Here is a 22,129-nt window from a genome sequence, read left to right as displayed (position 1 = left end):
TTTCAATCAAAGCTCAAGAAACCGGGTTTTTTCTAGATTGAGGGTTTTTGGCTAGTATTGAGTAAAAAACCCGGTTTCTGGCTACCCTTATATAAGTCTTAAATTACCAAATTTGTAGCCACCTACTTATGAGTTATTCCTAAACTAAAGCATTTAAAAGTGCTTGTAATTTTAGTTGAATTTCTGCTAGTTCTTTCTCTGGTTCCGAACCAGCGACAATACCAGCGCCAGCATACAGTATAGCCCGAGATCCATTGATTAAAGCAGAACGAATGCCGACGGCAAATTCGCCGTTACCAGTGCGATCGATCCAGCCCAGGGGCGCTGCATACAAAGAGCGATCGCAGCTTTCGCAGCCCCGAATTTGCTGTAAGGCAATATCTCTCGGTACGCCCGCCACCGCTGGCGTTGGATGCAGTTGTGCTAAAATTTTCAACAAATGAATGTCTGCGGGAATTCGAGCCGTGATTGGTGTCCATAAATGCTGAATGTTGGATAGTTGCAGCAGTCTCGGTAGCGGGGAAAAGTCGGGATTGATGCCGAGACTCGAAAGGCGATCGACGATAAAATCAATCACAACTTGATGTTCTCGAATATCCTTTTCACTGTTCAGTAAACCTTTCCCTAAATTCACATCTTCCGCCTCAGTTTTGCCCCTCGGTGCGGAACCCGCTAGGGCATCTGTTACTAACTGATTGTTGTGAATACTGATTAAGCGTTCTGGACTGGCACCGATAAAATTTTGACCTTTGCCGTTACTCGTCGAAAATACGTAGCAACCTGGATATGTGAGGCGCAAGTTATTTAAGGAATCTATTAAACTAAAAGGGGTTTTGGAAATAACATTTATGGCTTGGGACAAAACAATTTTACTGAAATATTGAGACTCAATTAATTCTAAGGCAGACTTTACTGATGTTTTAAACTCAGTACCATCATTCACAGGTATTTGTTTGAAAAATATCGAATTGTTGCTATTATTGGCAATTTTTATGTGTTCATGAGATGCAATTATATCAAATTTTTGCCAAATATTGTCAGTGATAATTTTAACATTTATATCTCGGTTGATGATAGCATTGGCGACAAGCGTGCAGCTATCTTTCAGGCGAGTAATCTGCCATTTTGGTAAAAATATGGTTCCTGGTGGAAAGTAAGAATTAGTGGCGACATTCTCATCAAAAAAGGCAAAGCTACAAAAAAAGTGTGGGCCGCTAAATGGCAAGCGTTCCGTACCAATGGTAATTGTTTGCGCCAGACATGATTGAATGAAATTTTGAGCGAGGACAAATCGCTCGCTTCCTGCTACTGTGAGATCGATCGCCGAATCTAGGGCGGCGATGGCAAAACTGTTGCCGACAATCGGGTCTCTTTTTTCAAAATAAAAGTGTCTGTCATCGGGTTCGGAAATTTCTTGTAGTACCGCTAGCGGATCGACGGGGGAAATCTCCTGAGAAATACTAACTATTTTTGTTTGATCTTTTTCGGTTAAAGACTGCTGGCAATCTAATAGCAACTGATGCAGTTGATTGCGGTCTTGTAAAATATTAGGGCGGTGCGGTATTACTGTCATGAAATCGAGAATAGCAGATTTGTCAGAAAGAGTGCGAGTTTGTCCCGCTAGAACCCCTATTTCGATCTAACCACGCTGCGGCCGATCGCAAAACATGACCTTTCGAGTTTCCCGACAGTTTGGGCACGCTGCGGGCAAAAAAACAGACAATCCTCTTCGTTGATCAGCCTCCCGTAGGGGCGGACTCCGCCAACGCGCGATCGCCCGAAACATTTAGACATAAAACTTTAAGATTGAGAGGGCGAGTTTCGGTAAAAGGCGATCGACCCCGCAGACGCTTGCAGGCGGGCATTCCCGGGCGTGCCAGAGTCCGCAAAGGCTATCAGCGGATGCCGGAGGCGCACTCAAGCGGAGACAGAGCAGACATTCTTCACCAATAAAATTGTAAAATTACCAAGCTGCTATCAATTGAATCAAGTTTGTGTAATGACAACAAAGTTAATTGAGCGTTCAAATAGTAAATTGTGGCTGGCGGCAATCAAGCCGCCCATGTACAGCGTTGCCGTGATTCCTATTTCAGTAGGAACTGCAATTGCTTTTGCCGAAACTAAAACGATTAATTCGTCAATATTTTCGACATTTTTAATCTCAGCCATTTTAATTATAGCATGGCTGAATCTCACGAATGATGTATTTGACTCCGAAACAGGGATAGATAAAAATAAAGCACATTCCTTGGTCAACTTAACCGGAAATAAAGCTTTTATTTTCTGGCTGGCAAATCTGTTTTTAGCAGTCGGAGTGTCGGGAATCTGCGGTATTTCCTGGTGGCAAAAAGACCCAACAGTAATTTTGCTAGTAGTTTTGTGCTGCGCCCTCGGCTACACCTATCAAGGCCCGCCCTTTCGTCTTGGCTATCAGGGTTTAGGCGAAATTATCTGCTTTTTCACCTTCGGGCCGCTAGCTTTAGCTGCTGCTTATTACAGTCAAACTCAAACTTGGTCTGCGACTAATTTTGCGGCTTCGGCAATCGTGGGAATTACTACGAGTATCATCTTATTTTGTTCTCACTTCCATCAAGTTGAGGACGATTTGGCAGCGGAAAAAAAATCGCCGATTGTCCGAATTGGTACGAAAAAAGGTGCGCGGTTGTTGCAGTGGTTGTGCGGCAGCATTTATGCTTTGACTGTGCTGTTTGTGGCGTTGCGAATGTTCCCAATTTGGACGCTGTTGATTTTTGGGAGTTTGTCATTTGCGATCGACCTTTGTCGCCATGTCACAGACTATCACGACCAACCAGCCAAAGTCAGCAACTGTAAGTTTATCGCAGTCGCGCTGCATTTTTCGAGCGGATTGCTGCTGGCGCTGGGGTTTGTTTTGTAGATTTGGCGATTATCGAAAATTTCGGTAAAATAGAAGTACGGTTCGTAGTGAGGACTTTAGTCCTGTTTCTAATATTTTAGTCAATCAGGACTAAAGTCCTTACTACAAACAGTTTGATCTTGAATCACCAACATGGAGAAGCAAATCATGAGCACGCCAGTAGAAATTAGCCAAATCCTAACCCTAGAAGAAATTTTTAGTCTGTATCCTGATGAGTGGGTACTCATCGTCAATCCTGAATTAGACGAAGAATTAAGTGTAATTCGAGGTGAAGTTTTAGCCCATGCAACAGAACGCGATGAAATTTATAGTAAGCTTTCATTAAGGAATGGAAAATCTGTAGCCATAGAATATACTGGACTGATACCTGACAACCTAGCAGTGATGTTATGACGAAAATGCCCAATTATCAGAAAGCCTACCGTTTGTTGCGTTATGGGCAAAATTTGCTAGCCGTGCAAGCAACTATTGGCAGTAGAGAAGGGGGCGATTTTCTGCGGGTGCGTTTATTGGTAGATACGGGATCTAGCTTCACAATATTGCCAGTTGAAGTGTTACAAAATTTGGGTTATGATACTGGCAATCCTTTACGCAGACAAGAATTAGTTACAGGTCAAGGAAGAATTTATGCTCCTGTAATTAATGTATCTTGGTTTAATTGTGTGGGTCAACTAATAGAAGATTTTGAGATAGTTGCCCATAATCTACCACCAAATATTCGTATAAATGGTCTTATTGGTATGGATTTTCTCACTCGTTTTCAAGCAGTCATATCTGTTGGCGATGCGGAAATTAGATTTCAGTAAATATGGAAAAATCTAAAAATTATCAATTTCACTATTCCTTAACTGGTAACAAAAATCAGTCACTAATTTTATTACTCCACGGATTTACCTGCAACAGTCAAGACTTTGACCAAATCATTTCCTTACTATCTCAAAGTTATTGTTGTCTCGCTGTTGATCTTCCCGGTCACGGAAAAACCAGAGTTAGTGGCGATGAAAGTTGCTACAATATGTCAAATATAGCCCAAGCATTGATCGACTTATTAGAGCACTTACAAATAGACAAATGTTTTTTATTAGGCTATTCAATGGGCGGGCGATTGGCGCTGTACATGACATTACATTTTCCTGAAAGATTCGAGAAAGTCGTGTTAGAGTCCGCGTCTCCCGGATTGAAGAGTGAAAAAGATCGATCGCACAGACGACAAGCCGATTCACAAACAGCACAAAACCTCGAAAATAGCAACATCAAAGATTTTATCTTAAACTGGTACGATCGCCCTTTATTCAAATCCTTAAAAAAATCTCCCCAATTTCACCAACTCATCGAAGCCCGCTTAGCAAACAATCCCTTAGAATTAGCCAAATCTCTCCGCAACATGGGAACCGGCAACCAGCCCTCACTCTGGGCACAACTAGCACAAAATCAAATCCCTCTTCTCTTGCTAGTGGGAGAATACGATAATAAATTTACAACTATAAATACCGAAATTGCCAGTTTATGTCCCGCAGCCAGTCTCAAGATTGTACCAAAAGCCGGTCACAACATCCATTTTGAAAATATTGATGAATTTGTCGAAATAGTGAGACAATTTTATGATTCACGGGTAGTCAGAAACCGGGTTTTTTACGAAAATTATTCGTCATAACCGACAAATTAAGTAAAAACCCGGTTTCTTAGGCCTTAACGGATAGTCAGAAACCGGGTTTTTTACGAAAATTATTCGTTTTCACCGACAAATCAGGTAAAAACCCGGTTTCTTAGGCCTTATTCATGATTAACTAAAACACAAATGTTATATAAATTTGAGTTTCGCGCCTATCAGCGAAAATTTAAGCGTCCACTGCAAACAAGTCACGGCATTTGGGATATTAGATCAGGAATTATCCTGCGGCTTATTGACGAAAATGGTCGAATTGGTTGGGGAGAAATTGCCCCGCTGAGTTGGTTTTGTTCCGAAACCTTTGACCAAGCTGTAGATTATTGTCACCAACTACCTGCTAATATTTCATCAGAGATGATTTTCGCCATTTCCGCTGAATTACCAGCTTGTCAATTTGGCTTTGAGTCAGCTTGGGAAAATCTCACCGAAGCAGTCGGAAATGCACTCCGTCAAGACAAAATTCCCAAAAATCTGTGCAGCGGTTTATTACCTGCTGGTGAAACAGCTTTGCAGGTTTTACCAAGGCTTTGGTTACAGGGATTTCGGACGTTTAAATGGAAAATTGGCGTTGCTGCTATTGAGGAAGAATTAAAGGTTTTTCAGCGGTTAATTAAGGAAATGGATGATTTGGGCGATCGCAAAAAAGCACTTTTGCGATTAGATGCTAACGGTGGACTCAATTACTCACAAGCTGAAACATGGCTAAAAACTTGCGACAATATTTTAGAGATTCCCGACTTTTCGGTAAAGATTGAATTTTTAGAACAGCCGTTATCTGTACCACAATTTGATGAAATGCTAGCATTGAGTGCTGTGTACAAAACTCCAATCGCCCTGGATGAGTCAGTCGCCAATCTCGATCGCATCCAAGAATGCTACAATCAAGGCTGGCGCGGAATTTTCGTCATTAAACCTGCGATCGCTGGTTCCCCATCCCAACTACGGAAATTTTGTCAAACCCACAATATAGACGCTGTTTTCTCCTCAGTATTTGAAACCCAAATAGGCAGACAAGCAGCATTAAATTTAGCAACAGAATTATCTCTTAATTCTAGAGCATTAGGCTTCGGTACCGATGACTGGTTCGACGACAAAAATCAAGAAACCTGGTTAAAGCATCTATGGCAATAAATGTAACAACAAATATTCTGGATATCGCATCCAAATTACCCGATAATTGGCTAATTGGTGATGATAGTTGCGAAATTGGTCGAATAGTCGATCGCACATTTCAGCAATTAACCCAAAATCAATCACCGCAAACACCGCAAACAATCTTCATAGCAGAATCAGAACCAGTCCAATTTATTGCCAGTTTCATCGCAGCTTGTGCCACCAAATCCCAGATTTTTCTCTGCAATCCCAACTGGGTACAACAAGAATGGGAACAAGTCTTTAATTTAGTCCAACCAGACATAATTTTAGGACAAAATACTGACTTAAAAAAAAGATTTCCCTCTCTCCCAGTCCGCGGAGGCGGACTTAGTTTGTATAGCCGCGAATTCCATTCGCCGGAATTCCATTCACCCGAATTCCATTCGCCGGAATCCCATTCACCCGGTAAAAACGGTTTTGATACGATCATGATTCCCACCGGCGGTTCGTCGGGAAAAATCTGTTTTACCATCCATACTTGGGAAACACTCACAGCCTCAGTCCAAGGTTTCCAACAATATTTTGAACTTGAAAAAATTAACTCATTCTGCGTTTTGCCATTATACCACGTCAGCGGTCTAATGCAATTTATGCGTTCCTTTACTACCGCAGGAAAACTGGCAATTAAGCCATTCAAAGAATTAGAAAATGGTAAAAAAGCCCATATTGAACCAGAACAATTTTTCATTTCCTTAGTTCCAACTCAACTGCAACGCCTGCTACAAAATCCCGATACAGCTAATTGGCTTTCCCGATTTCATACCGTACTTTTGGGCGGTGCTCCCGCTTGGCAAGAACTTTTAGACATAGCTAGAAAGTATCAAATCAAATTAGCTCTAACTTACGGCATGACAGAAACCGCCTCGCAAATTGCTACACTCAAAGCCGCAGATTTCCTAGCAGGCAATAATAGTTCTGGTCATATTTTGCCCCATGCTCAAGTAACAATTCGTGGTTCAAAGGGCGAGATATTGTGTTGTAATCAAGTTGGGAATATTGCAGTAAATGCTAAATCATTAGCCTTGGGTTATTATCCAGACAAATTTGGCGATTCCCTGCGGGATAGCTTCGCTTCACGCAAATACTTGCAATTAGACGACTTAGGATTCTTTGATGAAAACAATTACCTAAATATTGTCGGACGCAACAGCGACAAAATTATCACTGGTGGCGAAAACGTATTTCCGGCGGAAGTCGAAGCAGCTATTAAGTCTACTAATTTAGTGACTGATGTTTCTATAATTGGTTTGCTAGATAAAGATTGGGGTCAAATAGTAACAGCAATTTATGTCCCCACAAATCCCGCAGTTACTGTCACAGCTTTACAAGCAGGAATAGAAGATAAGTTGAGCAAATTTAAGCGGCCGAAAAAGTGGATTGTCGTCGAACAATTGCCCCGGAATTGTCAAGGAAAAGTTAATCTAGAACAATTGCAACAAATTGCGATAAAATATCAATAAAGGAGGACACGGCAATGCTGTTTCCCTACCCATCCGTTACATCCGTTACATAATCCGTTGCCGAACTTCCTTCTACTTACAAGCCCAACAGCCTTCTCGTCCTTTCTGCTTCTTGCCTTTGAACATCCACAAACTTCAACATTCGGTAAAGTACCTCTATTTGTGGCAACTTAATACCTGCTTGTTGGGCCACCCGTATCGGATTACCAAAAATCGCCTCAACTTCCAGGGGCCGCGATTCATCGTAATCGATTTTCATGCTGGTGCGGTAAGGCTTCATTTTGTGAGTGTGTTCCAGCATACTTTGGATAAAGTCATCGGGAATAATGCGATCGCAACTTTTGGCCCCCGCTATCACTTCCCCCATGATTTGCTCGACTAAAATCAGAGTATCCCGATTCGCCATAAGTTCGTCGGTTCTCGCATCCAAAATCACAGACAGCCCGTTATAAGGAATATTCCAAACCAGCTTTTTCCACCTAGATAACAGTAAATCTTCGCTCATTTTAATATGAATTTTAGCGCGTTTAAAATCCCTAGCAATTTGGTGCAATCTATCAGTAATACCGATGGGTTTGTAGTCTTGGGCATATTCGCCCAGCGTGATCGTACCGTAATCTAGGTGGCAGATGTGACCGGGCCCAACTTTATAAGAACACAGAAAACATAGTCCGCCAACTACTCGCTCGGCACCGACAATTTTAGCGACTTCCGGTTCGGTATTCAATCCGTTTTGCAATACTAAAACCACGCCGTTATCCTTTAATAAAGTCGGCAAAATTTTCGGCAACAAGTGATTTTGTGTGGTTTTCAGCGCCACAATTACTACGTCGCACTGAGGCATTTTGTGCGCGTCGTGGTAGGCGCGCACGTGGGCGAGGGTGAAGTCGCCCTCGGGAGACTCGATCGTCAAACCGTGTTTTTTGACGATCTCGTAATCGCTGCGTAGCAAAAAATTAACTTCTAAACCTGCTTTTTGCAGCCGAGCACCGTAGAATCCGCCTAAAGCTCCCGTGCCGACGATGGCATAATTGCGATTTGTCATAATATCAAAAAGTTAGAATAAATTATCAACAAAACTGAAATTTGACGGTCATTCCCTGCTATTATTTAAAGATAGAAGTTATCGGAAATATCAAATCTAAAATTGCCTCATCCACTGCATTAAGTCTTCAGATAGCTGTTTTCTAGTTCGCGTCACTGCATCAATGCAGACGTGCTTAGTAAGAGCTTTAGCCGCGCTTCTTGCTGCAACTTCCTCCGAAAATACTTGATAGGCAATTTCAAATTCATCGCCAGCAACTTGTTTGGGTGTTAGTTGAATCGTCAGCCGATCGCCCGCAAACATTGGGCGATAAAAATCTACACTAGCATGAATTATGGGAAAGGCAACAGAAGGATTGCTGAAAAATGCTTTGAGATTGATTCCCGATGCTGCTAGAGATGCCTCGTAAGCTTCGTGGCACATTGCCAAAACGTTAGCGAAGTAAACGACTCCAGCAGCATCGGTATCTTGAAAGCGCACAGTGCGGGTGTAAGAAAAAGGCATTTGAGGTAGTAGCGGGCGATCGCCAATTAAAGCTAAATTTTACCAACCATCATATCGGTAAACCCGAACTTTTGGAAAGGCGATCTGCTAACTAAGCAGCCGCTAATTTTTTATCTTCTCAAACTCGCCCTCCTCACTCCTTCCCCTGATGTCTTAACCTTTGTTTTTAATCAACATTACGTCTATAATTTTCAGCGCAACTTCTTCGGAAAGATCCAATGCACAGTAAAGATCGTTCAAAAGTTGTTCTTCTTCTTCTGAAACCTCGCCATCTGCTAAAGCGATATCAGTTGTCACAGCAAAAACTGTTTCTTTAAGTTCGTCAGGAAGCGTTGCCAAAGCCGCATTAAACAGTACCTGAACTCCTTGCCGTTGCAGAATAGTCAGGAGACGATCGAGCATTTTTCGCATCACATCATCTGGATAGCTGCGGAACAATTGCATCCGAGATAGCGTCATGCTAATCGCTTTACTTTCGCTGTCGTTGATGTAACCATCGGCTGCTACGGCAATTAGCGCGATCGCCGCAAATGCTTCAGCAGGCCCTAACGTTACGTCAGTTTGTTGGCGAGTCTGCGATACTTTGTCAAATAAACCCATGATATTTTCCTCATTATGTAGTGGTGGATTCATGGAGTCCCGACGGGCTTGGACTCTGGAGGTTTCTGCGGGATTTCGCCAATTATATCAAATCTTGTTAGTTATTTCTTCTCAATAAAATTATGAAAAAATTAAGATTTTTTATTTAGCCCTTCGGCGCTGCAAGGGCGGGTTGATTCAGAGCCTGAATTGCCTTGCAATATCTCAGGTAAAACCCGCCCACAAGAGCGCAGACGATCTACTTATCAAACAAAGCTAAATCTGCTTTTAGGAAATCAACAAACTGTCGCGCAGTGCGCCCCGATCGCCCGTTGCGACGAGTTGCCCATTCCTTAGCGCGGTGATCTAAATCCTCAACAGCGAGTTTGATGCCAGCAAGTTCAGCCAGATGTCGCACAATTGTTAAATAAGTGTTTTGATCTGCCGGTTCAAAAGTTAAAGTCAAGCCAAAGCGATCGCTAAATGAGAGTTTTTCCTGCACAGTATCCCAAGCGTGAACTTCATCACCGTCGCGGGGGCGAGGCCTGTCATCAAAAAACTCTCGAATTAAATGCCGCCTGTTAGATGTGGCATAAACTACCACATTTTGAGGCCTGGCGGTGACATTTCCTTCTAAAACCACTTTCAGAGATTTAAAAGCATCGTCATCTTCCTCAAAAGAAAGGTCATCCACAAAAATGATAAACTTTTGAGGAACTCCGCGCAACTGCTCGACAATTAGCGGCAAATCTTGCAAGTCAGATTTAGATACTTCAATCAAGCGCAAATTGCGAGATCCAAATTCATTTAACAGCGACTTCACCAAAGAAGACTTACCCGAACCGCGACTCCCGTACAGCAAGACGTGCAAAGCCGGATAACCAGCCAGCAAAAACTCCGTATTTTTCACCAGAGCATCCCGCTGCCAATCGCAGCAAACTAACTCTTTCAAGTTTATGCGATCGGGATGCGGAATACTCGCCAACTGCCCAGATCGCCACCCAAAAGCGCGATATTCGGCAAACAAACCCGTACCAAACTGTCGGTAATAAACTGCCAAAGATTCCGCAGCGAGCGACCATTTTTCGAGTTTCTCGTACAGCGGTAAATTGGCGTTTTCTGCGACAATTTCGGAATGCCAAATCGGAGGCACTGCGTCAAGTTGACCTGCTACCCGCAGCCACTTGCTCAACTGTTCGCTGCTGCATTCGTAAATATTTTGCAGCACTTGTAAATCATGGCGGGCGGCTTCCACCAAAGCGGGCGGCAAACTCGCAAAATCTGTTTGTTGAGCTCGGCGAGAAAAGGGGTTTTCGTCTTTGAGAATTTCGGAAATCAGCGAATCTTGCCAACTCAGATTTTGAGCAGCCTGAATTTTGAACCAGTTTCCGTAGGCTACCTGACAGTCAAAACCGCTGACTTCGCTGTGGTGGAGAGCTTGCAGCAAGTCGAGAAAAGCTTGACCTGCGGGGCTTTTGATCACCGATTGATACAGCAGCAGGGATGCTGCTTGGCGTTGGAGGTAACGGATTTGGGCGATCGCGCCAGAAGTTAGGGCTGACATAATGGCAATTCTATAACAGTTAGATACTCTGACTTGGTTTAATAAATTTTCTAACAATTTGTGACCGCAATTGCAGGTATCGCTGTATAAACTTAGATGCAAAGAGTGAAATTTGGGGCATTAAAAATGAATTTAGGTACAGCAGCGGCGATCGGCTACGGCGTTTTGACACTGGTTGGCGGCATCATGGGTTACATCAAGGCCAAAAGCCAAGCCTCGCTGATTTCAGGCTTGATTAGCGGTTCGCTGCTAATTTTTGCCGGCACCGCACAACTCATGGGACAAAGTTGGGGTTTAACATTAGCAGCAGCTATCTCCGCTGTTTTAGTAGTAGTTTTTATTTTACGGCTGGTCAAAACTCGCAAGTTTATGCCCGCTGGAATGCTGATTTTAGCTAGTTTGGCGTCTTTGGGCGCGATCGTTTACGAACTCAGCGGTCAATATCAATAATCAGTTAACTGTTAACTGTTAACTGTTAACTGTTAACTGTTAACTGTTAACTGTTAACTACTGCCCTGTTTGGCCAATGCCCAATGCCCTGTTTGGCCAATGCCCTGTTTGGCCAATGACCAATGACCAATGACCAATGACTAATGATTAATGACAGCTTCAATATACTGCTCAACTTCCCTGAGTTGCTGCCGCTGGTATTCAATCCAATCTTTTTCCGCCGCTCGCTGTTGCGGTGTCTCTTGCTGGTACCGCGCCTGCTTCTCTAAAAACTTATTGTAGAACATCATCGCTTTTTCAACTGTTTGAATTGCCAGTTTGATCCGGTCTTCAAAGATTTCTAAAATCAAATTATCCAGGATTGACCCAATCACTTTACAAGACTCTTCAAAATCGATCAAACTGATTCCCATTTTGCTTTTATGAACCAGAATTTCTACAGGAGCTTTCAGCGTTTCTTTAAAAGTCTTCAAATACGACTCCGGCAAATATTTTAGAGGTTCCGTAAACTTCGACACAATCTCGCCACCTATTGATTGCAGTCGCTCTCTAAATCTCGATTGACTCTTGGGGTCGAAGCATTCAATACAAAATTCAACTTTTTCTATATCAATTGATTGTAATTCTTTGAAAATTAAATTCAGTTCATTTTCCACAATCAAAATCACTCGCTCTGCCTGGTAGTCAACTTCATTCCGCAACTCTTTGTGCAAATTCTCTTTTTCAAAAAAACCGATATTATCTCTTTGAAACACTTGATGGTTTTTATCCCACAAAAACCACTGATTTTTTAACTTTGTAGCTTTGTCGCTCCAGGATTTGCGAACTTTAACAACAGTATCGTATTTGCCCTGTTTTCCTAAACTGCGAATTCTCACATCGCAGCCGCTTAGTTCGCCAATTTGCTCCCAGACTTCAACAGCAGATGAAGAAGCAATTCTCGGCTTGCTATTCCAGACATCCTCAGCCTGAGATACATCTTTGAAACATACCTGAAGTAACTCCTTGAGTCTGAGGGCAGACTGCTTAATTTCCTCAATACAAGGTTCCACATCTAAGCTGAGGTGGGTAGCTGACTGTTTAATCTCCACGGATTGATATTCGTCTGCGAGTAATCGATCGCTAAACTGCGAAATAGCCTGAAATACCTTGAGATACTCATTCATTTCCTTTGATGCCTCCTTTCCCTAAATAGCATACAATACAGAACATCTGCCTTTTTGAATGCAAACTCAGTCACAACATGGATTATGTATTCACCCCTGCAACTCAGGATCGACTCAATACTGGCAACCTGGTACAGCCTGCCACCAAAACAGGAAAATTGCTCCCTGCTGCTAGAGATCCGGTGACAGGGGAGTTTGTGGAGCTCGCAAAAATCTTTTATCAATCAACAACTGCAACTAAATCCGAGCGCGGAGTTCTAGGATTGCTCGCACAGTTAGCCGGAGGCGGGCCCGTACAGCCCCTCGTAGCTCCCGTGTACGTGACAATCGCGCCGTTGCAGGTTGCTCAAACTCATCAGGGGTTTCAAAAAATATACAGAATGCTTAACTGTCTGAAAATTAATTTGGCTGTGATGCAAGCGACTGCTGCTGTCATTGGTATTGGCGCTGTATCGAGCACAGTTTTGTCAGCAGTAAACTTCGACCAAGTATTAAAAATCAGAGAAGAAGCAAAGCACCAGAAGCTAAAAATTAAAGATGGGTTTATCGATCTCCGACACATCCTCAAAGATCGGGGAGTAGACGTGATCCAGCAAATTTTTAAGGTGGCTCATGACTCTAGTTTTGAAATGCACCGCCAGAAACTGGTTAACGGTTACGATATTTTTTCTAAAGCTATCAAACGCTGCCAGTCAGCCCTAACATTACCCGATATCAAACTTCGGAATTCCGAAATTAATAGCGGGCGGGATATGCTGTTTGAGGCTTTGAAAATTTATGATAATCCGGGTTTGTTGGAGGGGCTGTCTTCTGCCGGACAGATCCGGCAAATGGAATGTGTTTGGGCGATCGATCTGGCGATAGGTGTCACGTTTCAGTTGCAGCGGGCCTACGATATGGTGAGTTCGCGGCTGCTCGAACTTCAATCAAAAATTCGTCAAGATCTTCTAACTGTTGTTAAAGGATGTCAATCGCAATCAGAACTAGATTTTTTATTCCCAGAAGTTACCAGGATTCTCGGTCACGATCTAAGTGTAATAGAATTTTGGCAAAATGAGGTAGATTGGATGCAAACTTTGTCTCCCAAAGAGCAGCACCAGTTAGCTAGTTTAGATAAACTCAGCGGCGATAATTTAAAAACCAGCATTCACACTACATTTGCGGTATTAGCTGCGGAACCTTCACTTTATGAAAATTTAAAGCAAAAGTCTCACTTTCTCTCCTTGCGCGACCAGCTAGCCTTCGCCCTGAAGCCGGAACTGCGCCGGGGATACGAATTTTATGTTGGCCAGCAGGCGATCGCCACTGGCTATCCAGCTTTAGCTGCCTCGAATTGGCAAGAAATATCAGATTTAACTGTGGCTAATCTCTACTACTTTTTTCAAAGTCGAGAGGATTCAACTGAAAATTATCCTACTGAGGACGAGTTAGAAACACCTGCTTGGCACTTTCCCAAATCCTTAGAAAATGAGCTTAATTACTGCAATTAAATGACAGGTGATAATGACAACTGTTAACTGACTTCTTCGTTCTTTTGATACCAATTAAAAAAAGTCTTGCTACAATCCTCAATCTTATACTAATTATTAAAAGTCGCAGATTCCAGTGCCGGACTTAGGCAATACCCATTATTGTCAACTTAAGCCTAAAATCATTGATAAATCTCGTTTGTAGCCGGGGCCAGATCCCCCTAAATCCCCCGAAAGCAAGGGGGACTTTGAAAAGATTCTTGTCCCCCCTTGCTTTCGGGGGGCTAGGGGGGATCAGACCTCGGGGGCAAACAGCTGTCTATGAGTACGTTTGACGTTAAGTTGACACGCCTTGGGCGAAGCGAAGCGGAGGGATTGCCGTGTCCCTACTGTATCAATACTTTTGATGATTGGTATTACATCCGTTACATCCGTTACATCCGCTACAAAATCCGTTGCCGAACTTCATTCAGATTATCTCAGCCACAACTTAATAGTATTGTCTTTAGAACCGCTAGCAATAGTTTTGCCATCGGGACTAAAAGTTACCACATAAACCTCATCGGTATGTCCCGTCAAAGTATTCAGCAATTCTCCGGTAGCAAAGTCCCAAATTTTAATAGTTTTATCCTTGCTCCCGCTGGCAATAAAATTCCCGTCCTGGCTGATAGCAACCGAGACAATATCGTCAGAATGTCCCTTGATCGAGCGAATTAAATCTCCTGTTTCGAGATTCCAGATTTTAATACTTTCATCGTAGGAACCGCTGACAATTGTCTTGCCGTCTGGGCTAATTGCAACCGACCTCACCTGGTCGCCGTGTCCCTCCAGAGTTTTGAGCAACCTCCCCGTTGCTACATCCACAATTGTAATTTTTTTATCCTTAGAAGCGCTAACCAAACTTTTGCCATCGGGAGTGAAAGCAACAGAATAAACAAAATCTGTATGGTCTGGCAAATTCTGAATCAAATTGCCAGTTGTCGCATCCGAAATCTTGGTGGTTTTGTCGCCGCTGCCGCTAGCAACGACCTGTCCGTCGGGGCTGAAAGCGACAGACCAAACAGATGCAGTGTGGTCGAGACTGCGAGTAACTTGCCCTGTTTTCAAATCCCACAACATGACTCTCCAAAAACCTGTTCCTGTCGCAAGTTTCGTACCCTTTGCGTCGAAAGCAACCGACCAAATGGTGGATGAATCTCCGGGGAAAGTGCGGATCGATTTGCCTGTGGCTAAATCCCAAATTTGGATGGTTTTGTCTTTGGAACCGCTGGCTAACATTAAGCCGTCTGGACTGAACGCAACAGCTCCGACGGCATCTGAATGCTGAGCGAAGTTTTTGACTTTGGCGTTTTTCCAGCGCCGGCCTGCTTGGCACTGTTGCTGTAAGTTTTGAGCGGACGTATAGGTGCTAGAAGTGTTGGCAATTGTGGGGATTTGGCTGATGCAGCCTTCATAATTGCTTTCTTTATAAAGTGCATCGATTTGATTCAATTGTTGGGCTTCTTGCTGCACTCGCTGCTGCCATTCTTGCCATTTGAGATATCCGTAAATGCCGCCGATCGCAGTTAAGAGGGCTGCAATTGTTGCTCCGGCGAGATAAGGATTGAATTTGCGAGGTTCTTTGGGGACAATTGCTGGGCCGCTGGCGATCCTCTCCGTTGGCGTAGTCCCCGTAGGGGCGGGCTGCGCTAACGACAAATCGGTTTTTCCGTTCAAATGTACCTCCGGGGATACCGCCGAACTTGCCTGCACCCCGAGTGGAACAGCGCTGCTGGCTGGTAACGGGTTGGGGTTGCGGTGTCCCTCCAACACTGTGGCGATCGCCTTGTACAATTTAGCGAATAAAGATTTAGGAACGACTAATTCTTCGATTCTGGTGGCATCTTCGTCGGTAAGCCCTAAAACTTGCTGCAAGCGTTTTAATTCCTCGCGAGTTTCCAGAGAAAAGGGATATTCTTGCTGCATTGCTTCTTGCAGCGATTGTTCGTAGCGTTCGCCTTTTTCCCTGTATTTGCGGTAAGGATTCAATACCTCATCTTCGATCGCGTCTGCTTCTTCTGGCATCAATTCCAAACTGACGCGCAATTCTTCCAATATTCTCCGACCGACGACTGTAATGTCACCGCGACTGCTGCTGCGCCGATCGACTTCTTCGCGATAGATTGTGAGTTTGGGAATCCGCGCGCGCGATCGATCGCCAATTTTCCGCAAATCTGCCAAAGCCTCCGCCGCCGACTGGTAGCGCTCCCGAAAATCGTAGCGCACCATATTGTCCAAAACATCGGCCAGCGCTTGAGAGCAGGTAGTTAAATGCCGCCAAACAATTTCGCCTCGATTAGAATTTTTCAAATCCCGCAGTTTCGGCAAATCGTAAGCCGGCAAACCCGTCATCGCTTGGATGCCAATCATTCCCAAGGCGTAGATATCGCTGTTGAGTTGCGGGTTGTATTGAAATTGCTCGATCGGCATATATTCCAGCGTACCAATCCGCACAGTTACCGGCGCTTGTCTTTGAGCGATGTGAATCTCTTTCACCGAGCCAAAGTCGATCAAAACTAACTTGTTATCCGAATAGCGCCGGATTAAATTAGCTGGTTTAATATCTCGGTGAATTACGCCCTGTCCGTGTACAAACACTAAAATTTCTAACAGTTCCTTCAGCAAAGGAATGATTTTTTCTTCAGTTACCGGTTTCCCCGGTACAATCTCAGTTGATAGCGAGTGACCCGCAATAAACGATTCAACTAAGAAGAATTCTTCGTTTTCTTCAAAATAAGCGAATAGCTGAGGGATTTGGTCGTGTTGACCGAGCTTTTCTAGAACTTCTGCTTCTTTTTGGAAAAGACGGCGCGTAGTATTAATTAATTTCGGTTCGCTAGTACCGGGACGCAGGTGCTTAACAAAACACTGCGGTTCCCCGGGACGGCGAGTATCTTTGGCCAGATAGGTTTGTCCAAATTCTCCTGTTTCTATGACTTCAATGATTTGATAGCGTCCATCTAAAAGTTGGCTCACCATGATAATAACGCAGCCTTTTTTTGGTTGATTTTCGCAAGAAACAGTTTCACAGCAGGCAGTTTTGAGTTGTAAGTTTGTCAGATTTTTTACATTTAAATTGCAGATTTTTGGCGAGCCCTCCGGCCCACCCCACAAGCATTTAACTGTATTCCACCATAACGGCTCGCCGAATGCTCAATTGACTAATACTTTATCTTTTCAACATCTGCAAAGCTTGATATCCTAAAAAGAAAAAACCCAAAGCGCCGAGTACCGCTATCGTGTCCGCCAACACATCGACTGTCAGAAATTCGCCCATTGCAATATCCTCTCTTAACTGATATCTATCCTCGGCTTTTAGGTCGCTGACCGGGTGAGGGGTAAGACCCCTTGCTGCGGGCGAGCCGAAAGATGCTCACAAATTATAGCAAAGGAGGTCGCCAAAATAACTTTTCGGGCGATCGACTAGCTTTTTGTTTTAATATTTTTTAATATTTAAGGAGACAAACTGTGCACCAAAATTTTGAGGTCAGTTCGCTTTGATATTGTTAACCCTGGTAATTTTTTCTCTCATAGTAAGTAGAGCTTACACTAAAAATTTGCGCCTCAGCGTCAAAAATGCGCCTCGCACCGACAGCAGTTCGGCTCAGCAGTTACTGCCGTCTACCGGACTCTTCCCCAAAGTTTCGGTAATCGTACCAGCATACAACGAAGCTGAGAATATTCGGGATTGCGCGATCGCCATTTTGGAGAGTACACCGCCCTCAGTGGACAACCTAGAGGTTTTGATTGTAGACGATCGCTCGACAGACGACACATTGGCGATCGGGCAAACCCTGCAACAGCAGCTCAATGACCCCCGCCTCAAAATATTAGCAGGTCAGCCGCGACCTGCCAACCAATATTGGGCGGGCAAAAACTGGGCCTGCGCCCAAGCCGTGCCCGAAGCAATCGGAGACTTCCTATTATTTATCGATGCCGACGTGCGGCTCAAACCGGGGGCGATCGAAACCGCGATTGCCACAGCAGAAGCTGAGAAAATAGACTTGTTTACCTGTATGCCAGCCCTCGTTTGCGAGTGTTTGGCCGAGTGGTTGGTGCAGCCGTTAATGTTCAATCACCTAGCAGTTTGCTACGACTTTACCGCCGTCAACGATGCCTCAAAAACAGACACTGCTTTTGCAGGCGGGCCGTTCATGCTGTTTAGGCGATCGGCCTACGAACAAATCGGCGGACACGAAGCAGTTGCAGGCGAAATTGTGGAAGATGTGGAATTAGCTAGACGCATCAAACGTGCGGGTTTAAAGCTCGGGCTTTATTCGGGTTCAAATTTGGCATCCGTGCGGATGTATCGGTCTTGGAGCGCATTGTGGGAAGGCTGGACAAAGAATTTGTATCTCGGTGCTAACCGCAGTTGGGGCTTGATGATTTACATGGCCGCCATTATGTTCTTTCTTTATCCGATGCCGTGGTTGGCATTAGGTATTTTGCTGGCTAACGGCGAAATCGCCAACCTAATTACCAATCACCAATTAGCAATTAGCAATTACCAATTGCCAATTACCTTGTTAACTATTTGTTTATCTGCGATCGTAATTTGGCACCAATACAATTTGCGCCGCTTGGGTGCCCAGATTTCTGACTGTTCGACGAAATACTGGTGGTTGGGAGGTTTGGGAGGTGCGTTAGTGGCGGCAATTGCGATCGGTTCTGCGATCAAAACCGAAACCGGTTGGGGATGGACTTGGCGTGGGAGAGCTTTGCAAATCAACAATTAATCCCTGATTTTTGGTTGACAAGAATTAGTGGTAGGGTGCGTCAGGTTAGACATTTTAAATCAGCACGAAAAGTCTAATTATGACGCACCATTTATTTCCTGGTGCCCGTGTGAGATTGTTGGTTTGTTGTGAAAATAATGAGAGCTGACGCACCCTACTTTTACCCTAAACCTTTCGATGATAGCTGTTCGACAAAAGCTTGATGTTCCGCTGTATCCAAACCTTGCTGCAAAACAGCTAAAACCTCAGCTAAATTTCCTGCTAACAAAGCTGATACAGACAACTGCAATCCCGGAAAAATTTCACTGGAAATTACACCATCAGCATTAGGTTCCAATGCAATATATTCACCTTCCCTCAACCTCAGCCAATCAAATCTTTGCTGGTAAGTTCTCCAAACCAAATATTCTTGGACTCGATGACGGCGGTAAATTCTTAACTTGTCGTGCAAATCGTAGGAAGCGCTGCTTGCAGCAATTTCTACAACCAACTCCGGCGCCCCTTCCAGATAATCGTCATCGCTAACAGTAGATTGTCCGCCGACATCAATTCGCAGCAGGGCATCCGGTTGCGGTTCGCTATCTTCATCGAGACGCACTGTAGCAGCATCTGACAAGTCTACTCCCGGCGTTGCAGCGTAGTAAACCCCCAACCAACCCATAATCAAACTGTGAGGTTTCCCGTGGTTTCTATGTCGCACCGCTGCTGCCATATAAACCACTCCTTCGATCAATTCTGCTTTCTTCCCCTGCGCCATCATCTCATAGCGGCGCTCAAATTCGTGTCGTGTCAATCTGTCGCCGCTTTCTAACGGAATTAGATCGATCGCACTTTTCCCATTTTCCCGTTTTTCTGAATTGGCGATCGCAATTTTTCGATCTGATTGCATCACTTTCTCCTTGGCTCAATTAGTCGTCTGGTGCGCAGTGCGCACCCTACATTAGTCGTCTAAAACTCTTGTGGGGTGGGCTTCTAGCCCGCCCCAAACGCAAAAACTAAATGACCCTACAAATAGATGCTTTCGCAGCAAACATCATGCTTGTGCGTAGACAAAAGCAGGTACACGCTTGTAAGCAGGCGTACCCGATCGCTTTTCAATTTCCGGGTGAAAAATCACATTCACTTCAGGATAAAACATCAAAGCAGCACCCACACGAACCGCCCCGTAAATCACCTCAACATTTTCCATTTTTCCCACATTTCCCTGCACACTAACCCGCTGATGTTCTTGCAAACCCGCGCTTTCTGCATCCGCGCGGTTCATCAAAATGCAGTTGCGGTGCGGCATTCCCCGGTACTTGTCATCAATTTTGTAAACCACAGTATTATGCTGAGAATAGCTGCGTCCCGTCATCAATGCCACAACTAAACCCCGCGCCGATTCCGGTGCACCAAAATCTTTGATTTCTGGTAAATTTAGCACTGGTAAAGGTGCCACAAACATTTTGGCTTTGCCGGAATCTGTGGGGAAATTAGGTTCGGTAAAAATCCGCCCGCTGATGGTGAATTCCTCTTGGGTTTCATCAATTGTTGCTATATTTTCATAGCCAGGAATCGTTTTAGCAATCAATTGCCTCACGTACTTGGTGTCTTGAAGCTGGCGCCAGTCTACCGGATAAGTGCCGTGAATTCGGCTCGCCAATTCTGTCAAAAAATAAACTTCTGGAATTAAATCAGAATCTTTGAGATGAGTTTCGCCCTCATCATTTAAACGCACAAAGTTATTACCCGATTCCACCGTTGTTTTGTATGGATTTTCAAAGCGATTCAGCACCGGCAGCACAATTGTATTGTACTTTGCTAATCCGCTAAAATGTCCCAAATTTGGTTTAGTTGCGAGGTAAATAATAGTTTCTATCTTACCTAAAGCGCGTTTTGCTTCAGTTGAATCCGGGTTCGCCCCGTACAAGTTGCCGCCCAAACAGATTAGCGTATCGACTTTGCCTGCATCTGCTGCTTCAATGAGCGATCGAGTATTGTAACCCTTAACAGCGCTCAGGGGACGCCCCAACAACTGTTCGAGAGTATGTTGGATTTCTTTTTTCAGCTCCACAGTCACGCCCATAGAGCCGAATCCTTGGACATTTGAGTGTCCTCTGACCGGCATTAATCCCGCCCCTTCTTTGCCGACATTTCCCGTCATCAAAGCAGTGTTGGCGAGGCTGAAAACATTATCTACGCCGTTTTGTTGTTGGGTGATTCCCATCGCCCAACCGAATACAACCCGTTTTGAACTGCCGATAATTTTGGCAGCAGCCTCAATTTCTGCTTGGGAAACTCCGCAGGTTTTAGTAATAGTTTCCCAGTCAGTTTCGCGGGCGTGCTGCACTACTGCTTCCCAGCCTTCTGTGTGGGCTTGCAAATATGTTTCGTCCAGCAATCCTTGTTCGATTACAGATTTTTGAATTCCGACAAATAGCGCCGTATCGCTGCCGGGAATTGGTTGCAAGTAGAGCGATGAAATATCTGAACCGGGGATGAGCGACTTGACGGGAAATGCCGGAGAACCAAACTTGACTAACCCAATTTCCATCACCGGGTTAATTACAATTATTTTGCCACCTTTGTCGCGAATTTTAATCAATTCGTTCATCAAGCGAGGATGGTTGTAGGCAGAATTCGCGCCCGCGAGCACCACGCAATCTGCTTGCTTCAAGTTTTCGAGACTGACTACCGAAGTGCGGGTGGCAAACATTTCATTTAGCCCGGTTGTTGAGGGAGCGTGGCAGAGATCCGAACAATCTGCTAAGTTATTGGAACCCATCGCGCGCATCATCAATTGCAGCAGAAAAGCCGCCTCGTTGGAAGAGCGGCCGGAACTGTAAGATGCCACTCGTTCCGGGGTTTTGCGAAACGCAGCCTCGGCAATTTCATAGACTTCTTGCCAAGAAATGCGATCGTAATGAGACGAACCAGCCCGCAAAATCATCGGAAAACTCAACCTTCCCAGCCTGTCTGCTTCCATGGAAGTTAATCGCTGGAGTTCTTCAATTCTGTGCTGTTCAAAATAGTGACTCTTGACAGCAGGTTTAATTTCAGCCGAGATTGCTTCAACGCTTTTCATGCAGCGCTGAAGTTTTTCGCCCTCTTCATTCGTAAAACCTCCTTTCTGCCCGCCAGTGCCCCAAGAACAGGACAAACAAGCACTTTTGTGCAGCAAAGTCTTCCAAAGTTTCGGGCCTTCCGGCGACAAAGTATGTTCTGCCCAAAACTCAATTACGGGCAAACCGCCGCCGATGTCTGGCGTTTCCTCGTTTTTCTCGCTGAATGGCGGAACGGGTTGGATATTTTGGGAGTTGGTGTCCATGCGGTTTACCTTTTATTTGAATTGCGAGTTAATGTGCAATTAAGTTTATTAGTCTAATTTACCGCAAATTCATAGCACAAAAAATTAGTC

19 protein-coding genes are annotated in these 22,129 nt (G+C 44.3%); 9 read left to right on the top strand and 10 right to left on the bottom strand.

Annotated features, from left to right (window positions below):
* Window positions 1-139: 139 nt before the first annotated feature.
* Together QUB68_RS13530 and QUB68_RS13525 are read right to left on the bottom strand one after the other, a co-directional pair.
* Complete coding sequence (locus tag QUB68_RS13530) at window positions 140-1,573, bottom strand: isochorismate synthase (RefSeq protein WP_332993094.1); 1,434 nt, start codon at window positions 1,571-1,573, stop codon at window positions 140-142.
* A gap of 56 nt (window positions 1,574-1,629) precedes the next feature.
* Window positions 1,630-1,794: a hypothetical protein gene (locus tag QUB68_RS13525; RefSeq protein ID WP_332993092.1), complete on the bottom strand. Its 165-nt coding sequence runs from the start codon at window positions 1,792-1,794 to the stop codon at window positions 1,630-1,632.
* A gap of 205 nt (window positions 1,795-1,999) precedes the next feature.
* Between QUB68_RS13525 and menA the strand changes: the two genes are divergently transcribed.
* From menA to QUB68_RS13495, 6 genes are all read left to right on the top strand, one after another.
* Window positions 2,000-2,896 carry a 2-carboxy-1,4-naphthoquinone phytyltransferase gene (gene menA / locus QUB68_RS13520; protein WP_332993090.1) on the top strand — a complete coding sequence of 299 codons (897 nt, stop codon included), beginning with the start codon at window positions 2,000-2,002 and terminating at the stop codon, window positions 2,894-2,896.
* A gap of 147 nt (window positions 2,897-3,043) precedes the next feature.
* A complete protein-coding gene (locus QUB68_RS13515; RefSeq protein ID WP_332993088.1) occupies window positions 3,044-3,289 on the top strand; it encodes a hypothetical protein in 246 nt (81 codons plus the stop codon).
* Entirely contained in the window at window positions 3,286-3,702 is a 417-nt protein-coding gene (locus QUB68_RS13510) for a retropepsin-like aspartic protease family protein (RefSeq protein ID WP_332993085.1), read from the top strand. Before QUB68_RS13515 ends, QUB68_RS13510 begins: the two co-directional genes overlap by 4 nt.
* 2 nt (window positions 3,703-3,704) lie before the next feature.
* Complete coding sequence (gene menH / locus QUB68_RS13505) at window positions 3,705-4,550, top strand: 2-succinyl-6-hydroxy-2,4-cyclohexadiene-1-carboxylate synthase (protein ID WP_332993082.1); 846 nt, start codon at window positions 3,705-3,707, stop codon at window positions 4,548-4,550.
* 144 nt (window positions 4,551-4,694) lie between these two features.
* Complete coding sequence (locus QUB68_RS13500; protein ID WP_332993079.1) at window positions 4,695-5,696, top strand: o-succinylbenzoate synthase; 1,002 nt, start codon at window positions 4,695-4,697, stop codon at window positions 5,694-5,696.
* Window positions 5,687-7,180 (top strand): 2-succinylbenzoate--CoA ligase, encoded by a 1,494-nt coding sequence (locus tag QUB68_RS13495; protein WP_332993077.1) that lies wholly within the window; start codon window positions 5,687-5,689, stop codon window positions 7,178-7,180. The genes QUB68_RS13500 and QUB68_RS13495 overlap by 10 nt, the downstream gene beginning before the upstream one ends.
* 76 nt (window positions 7,181-7,256) lie before the next feature.
* Here the strand turns inward: QUB68_RS13495 and QUB68_RS13490 are convergent, their stop codons facing one another.
* From QUB68_RS13490 to QUB68_RS13475, 4 genes are all read right to left on the bottom strand, one after another.
* The gene (locus tag QUB68_RS13490; protein ID WP_332993075.1) at window positions 7,257-8,225 is read right to left on the bottom strand and encodes a putative 2-dehydropantoate 2-reductase; all 969 of its coding nucleotides are present in this window, start codon (window positions 8,223-8,225) and stop codon (window positions 7,257-7,259) included.
* A gap of 96 nt (window positions 8,226-8,321) precedes the next feature.
* Window positions 8,322-8,729 carry an acyl-CoA thioesterase gene (locus QUB68_RS13485; protein WP_332993074.1) on the bottom strand — a complete coding sequence of 136 codons (408 nt, stop codon included), beginning with the start codon at window positions 8,727-8,729 and terminating at the stop codon, window positions 8,322-8,324.
* A gap of 153 nt (window positions 8,730-8,882) precedes the next feature.
* A complete protein-coding gene (locus tag QUB68_RS13480) occupies window positions 8,883-9,329 on the bottom strand; it encodes a tellurite resistance TerB family protein (RefSeq protein WP_332993397.1) in 447 nt (148 codons plus the stop codon).
* A 238-nt stretch (window positions 9,330-9,567) separates the two neighbouring features.
* Window positions 9,568-10,872, bottom strand: a complete 1,305-nt coding sequence (locus QUB68_RS13475; RefSeq protein ID WP_332993073.1) for an ATP-binding protein — start codon at window positions 10,870-10,872, stop codon at window positions 9,568-9,570.
* A gap of 126 nt (window positions 10,873-10,998) precedes the next feature.
* On the opposite strand from QUB68_RS13475, the gene QUB68_RS13470 reads away from it, so the two are divergent.
* A complete protein-coding gene (locus tag QUB68_RS13470; protein ID WP_332993071.1) occupies window positions 10,999-11,322 on the top strand; it encodes a TMEM14 family protein in 324 nt (107 codons plus the stop codon).
* Window positions 11,323-11,462: 140 nt separating this feature from the next.
* Here QUB68_RS13470 and QUB68_RS13465 read toward each other — a convergent pair whose 3' ends face one another.
* Complete coding sequence (locus QUB68_RS13465; RefSeq protein WP_332993069.1) at window positions 11,463-12,488, bottom strand: hypothetical protein; 1,026 nt, start codon at window positions 12,486-12,488, stop codon at window positions 11,463-11,465.
* Window positions 12,489-12,565: 77 nt separating this feature from the next.
* On the opposite strand from QUB68_RS13465, the gene QUB68_RS13460 reads away from it, so the two are divergent.
* A complete protein-coding gene (locus QUB68_RS13460) occupies window positions 12,566-13,978 on the top strand; it encodes a hypothetical protein (RefSeq protein WP_332993067.1) in 1,413 nt (470 codons plus the stop codon).
* Between the two features lie 453 nt (window positions 13,979-14,431).
* On the opposite strand, the gene QUB68_RS13455 is transcribed toward QUB68_RS13460, so the two are convergent.
* The gene (locus tag QUB68_RS13455) at window positions 14,432-16,975 is read right to left on the bottom strand and encodes a protein kinase domain-containing protein (protein WP_332993065.1); all 2,544 of its coding nucleotides are present in this window, start codon (window positions 16,973-16,975) and stop codon (window positions 14,432-14,434) included.
* A 518-nt stretch (window positions 16,976-17,493) separates the two neighbouring features.
* Here QUB68_RS13455 and QUB68_RS13450 point away from each other — a divergent pair.
* Entirely contained in the window at window positions 17,494-18,732 is a 1,239-nt protein-coding gene (locus tag QUB68_RS13450; RefSeq protein WP_332993063.1) for a glycosyltransferase, read from the top strand.
* 160 nt (window positions 18,733-18,892) lie between these two features.
* Here the strand turns inward: QUB68_RS13450 and QUB68_RS13445 are convergent, their stop codons facing one another.
* Both QUB68_RS13445 and QUB68_RS13440 read right to left on the bottom strand, forming a co-directional pair.
* A complete protein-coding gene (locus tag QUB68_RS13445) occupies window positions 18,893-19,621 on the bottom strand; it encodes a Uma2 family endonuclease (protein ID WP_332993061.1) in 729 nt (242 codons plus the stop codon).
* 144 nt (window positions 19,622-19,765) lie between these two features.
* Window positions 19,766-22,039: an FdhF/YdeP family oxidoreductase gene (locus tag QUB68_RS13440; RefSeq protein ID WP_332993059.1), complete on the bottom strand. Its 2,274-nt coding sequence runs from the start codon at window positions 22,037-22,039 to the stop codon at window positions 19,766-19,768.
* Window positions 22,040-22,129: the final 90 nt, after the last annotated feature.

The organism is Microcoleus sp. A006_D1 (assembly GCF_036702805.1).
Classification (GTDB): domain Bacteria; phylum Cyanobacteriota; class Cyanobacteriia; order Cyanobacteriales; family Microcoleaceae; genus Microcoleus.
This window is presented reverse-complemented; position numbering and strand designations above follow the sequence as displayed.

What these genes read in the sequence shown, in the direction of transcription:
- QUB68_RS13470 (WP_332993071.1), top strand. Translation starts at nt 10,999, where the DNA reads ATGAATTTAGGTACAGCAGCGGCGATCGGCTACGGCGTTTTGACACTG.
- QUB68_RS13455 (WP_332993065.1), bottom strand. Translation starts at nt 16,975, where the DNA reads ATGGTGAGCCAACTTTTAGATGGACGCTATCAAATCATTGAAGTCATA.
- menH (WP_332993082.1), top strand. Translation starts at nt 3,705, where the DNA reads ATGGAAAAATCTAAAAATTATCAATTTCACTATTCCTTAACTGGTAAC.
- QUB68_RS13485 (WP_332993074.1), bottom strand. Translation starts at nt 8,729, where the DNA reads ATGCCTTTTTCTTACACCCGCACTGTGCGCTTTCAAGATACCGATGCT.
- QUB68_RS13500 (WP_332993079.1), top strand. Translation starts at nt 4,695, where the DNA reads ATGTTATATAAATTTGAGTTTCGCGCCTATCAGCGAAAATTTAAGCGT.
- QUB68_RS13460 (WP_332993067.1), top strand. Translation starts at nt 12,566, where the DNA reads ATGGATTATGTATTCACCCCTGCAACTCAGGATCGACTCAATACTGGC.
- QUB68_RS13440 (WP_332993059.1), bottom strand. Translation starts at nt 22,039, where the DNA reads ATGGACACCAACTCCCAAAATATCCAACCCGTTCCGCCATTCAGCGAG.
- QUB68_RS13480 (WP_332993397.1), bottom strand. Translation starts at nt 9,329, where the DNA reads ATGGGTTTATTTGACAAAGTATCGCAGACTCGCCAACAAACTGACGTA.
- QUB68_RS13490 (WP_332993075.1), bottom strand. Translation starts at nt 8,225, where the DNA reads ATGACAAATCGCAATTATGCCATCGTCGGCACGGGAGCTTTAGGCGGA.
- QUB68_RS13525 (WP_332993092.1), bottom strand. Translation starts at nt 1,794, where the DNA reads ATGTCTAAATGTTTCGGGCGATCGCGCGTTGGCGGAGTCCGCCCCTAC.
- QUB68_RS13530 (WP_332993094.1), bottom strand. Translation starts at nt 1,573, where the DNA reads ATGACAGTAATACCGCACCGCCCTAATATTTTACAAGACCGCAATCAA.
- QUB68_RS13465 (WP_332993069.1), bottom strand. Translation starts at nt 12,488, where the DNA reads ATGAATGAGTATCTCAAGGTATTTCAGGCTATTTCGCAGTTTAGCGAT.
- QUB68_RS13510 (WP_332993085.1), top strand. Translation starts at nt 3,286, where the DNA reads ATGACGAAAATGCCCAATTATCAGAAAGCCTACCGTTTGTTGCGTTAT.
- QUB68_RS13515 (WP_332993088.1), top strand. Translation starts at nt 3,044, where the DNA reads ATGAGCACGCCAGTAGAAATTAGCCAAATCCTAACCCTAGAAGAAATT.
- QUB68_RS13475 (WP_332993073.1), bottom strand. Translation starts at nt 10,872, where the DNA reads ATGTCAGCCCTAACTTCTGGCGCGATCGCCCAAATCCGTTACCTCCAA.
- QUB68_RS13495 (WP_332993077.1), top strand. Translation starts at nt 5,687, where the DNA reads ATGGCAATAAATGTAACAACAAATATTCTGGATATCGCATCCAAATTA.
- QUB68_RS13445 (WP_332993061.1), bottom strand. Translation starts at nt 19,621, where the DNA reads ATGCAATCAGATCGAAAAATTGCGATCGCCAATTCAGAAAAACGGGAA.
- menA (WP_332993090.1), top strand. Translation starts at nt 2,000, where the DNA reads ATGACAACAAAGTTAATTGAGCGTTCAAATAGTAAATTGTGGCTGGCG.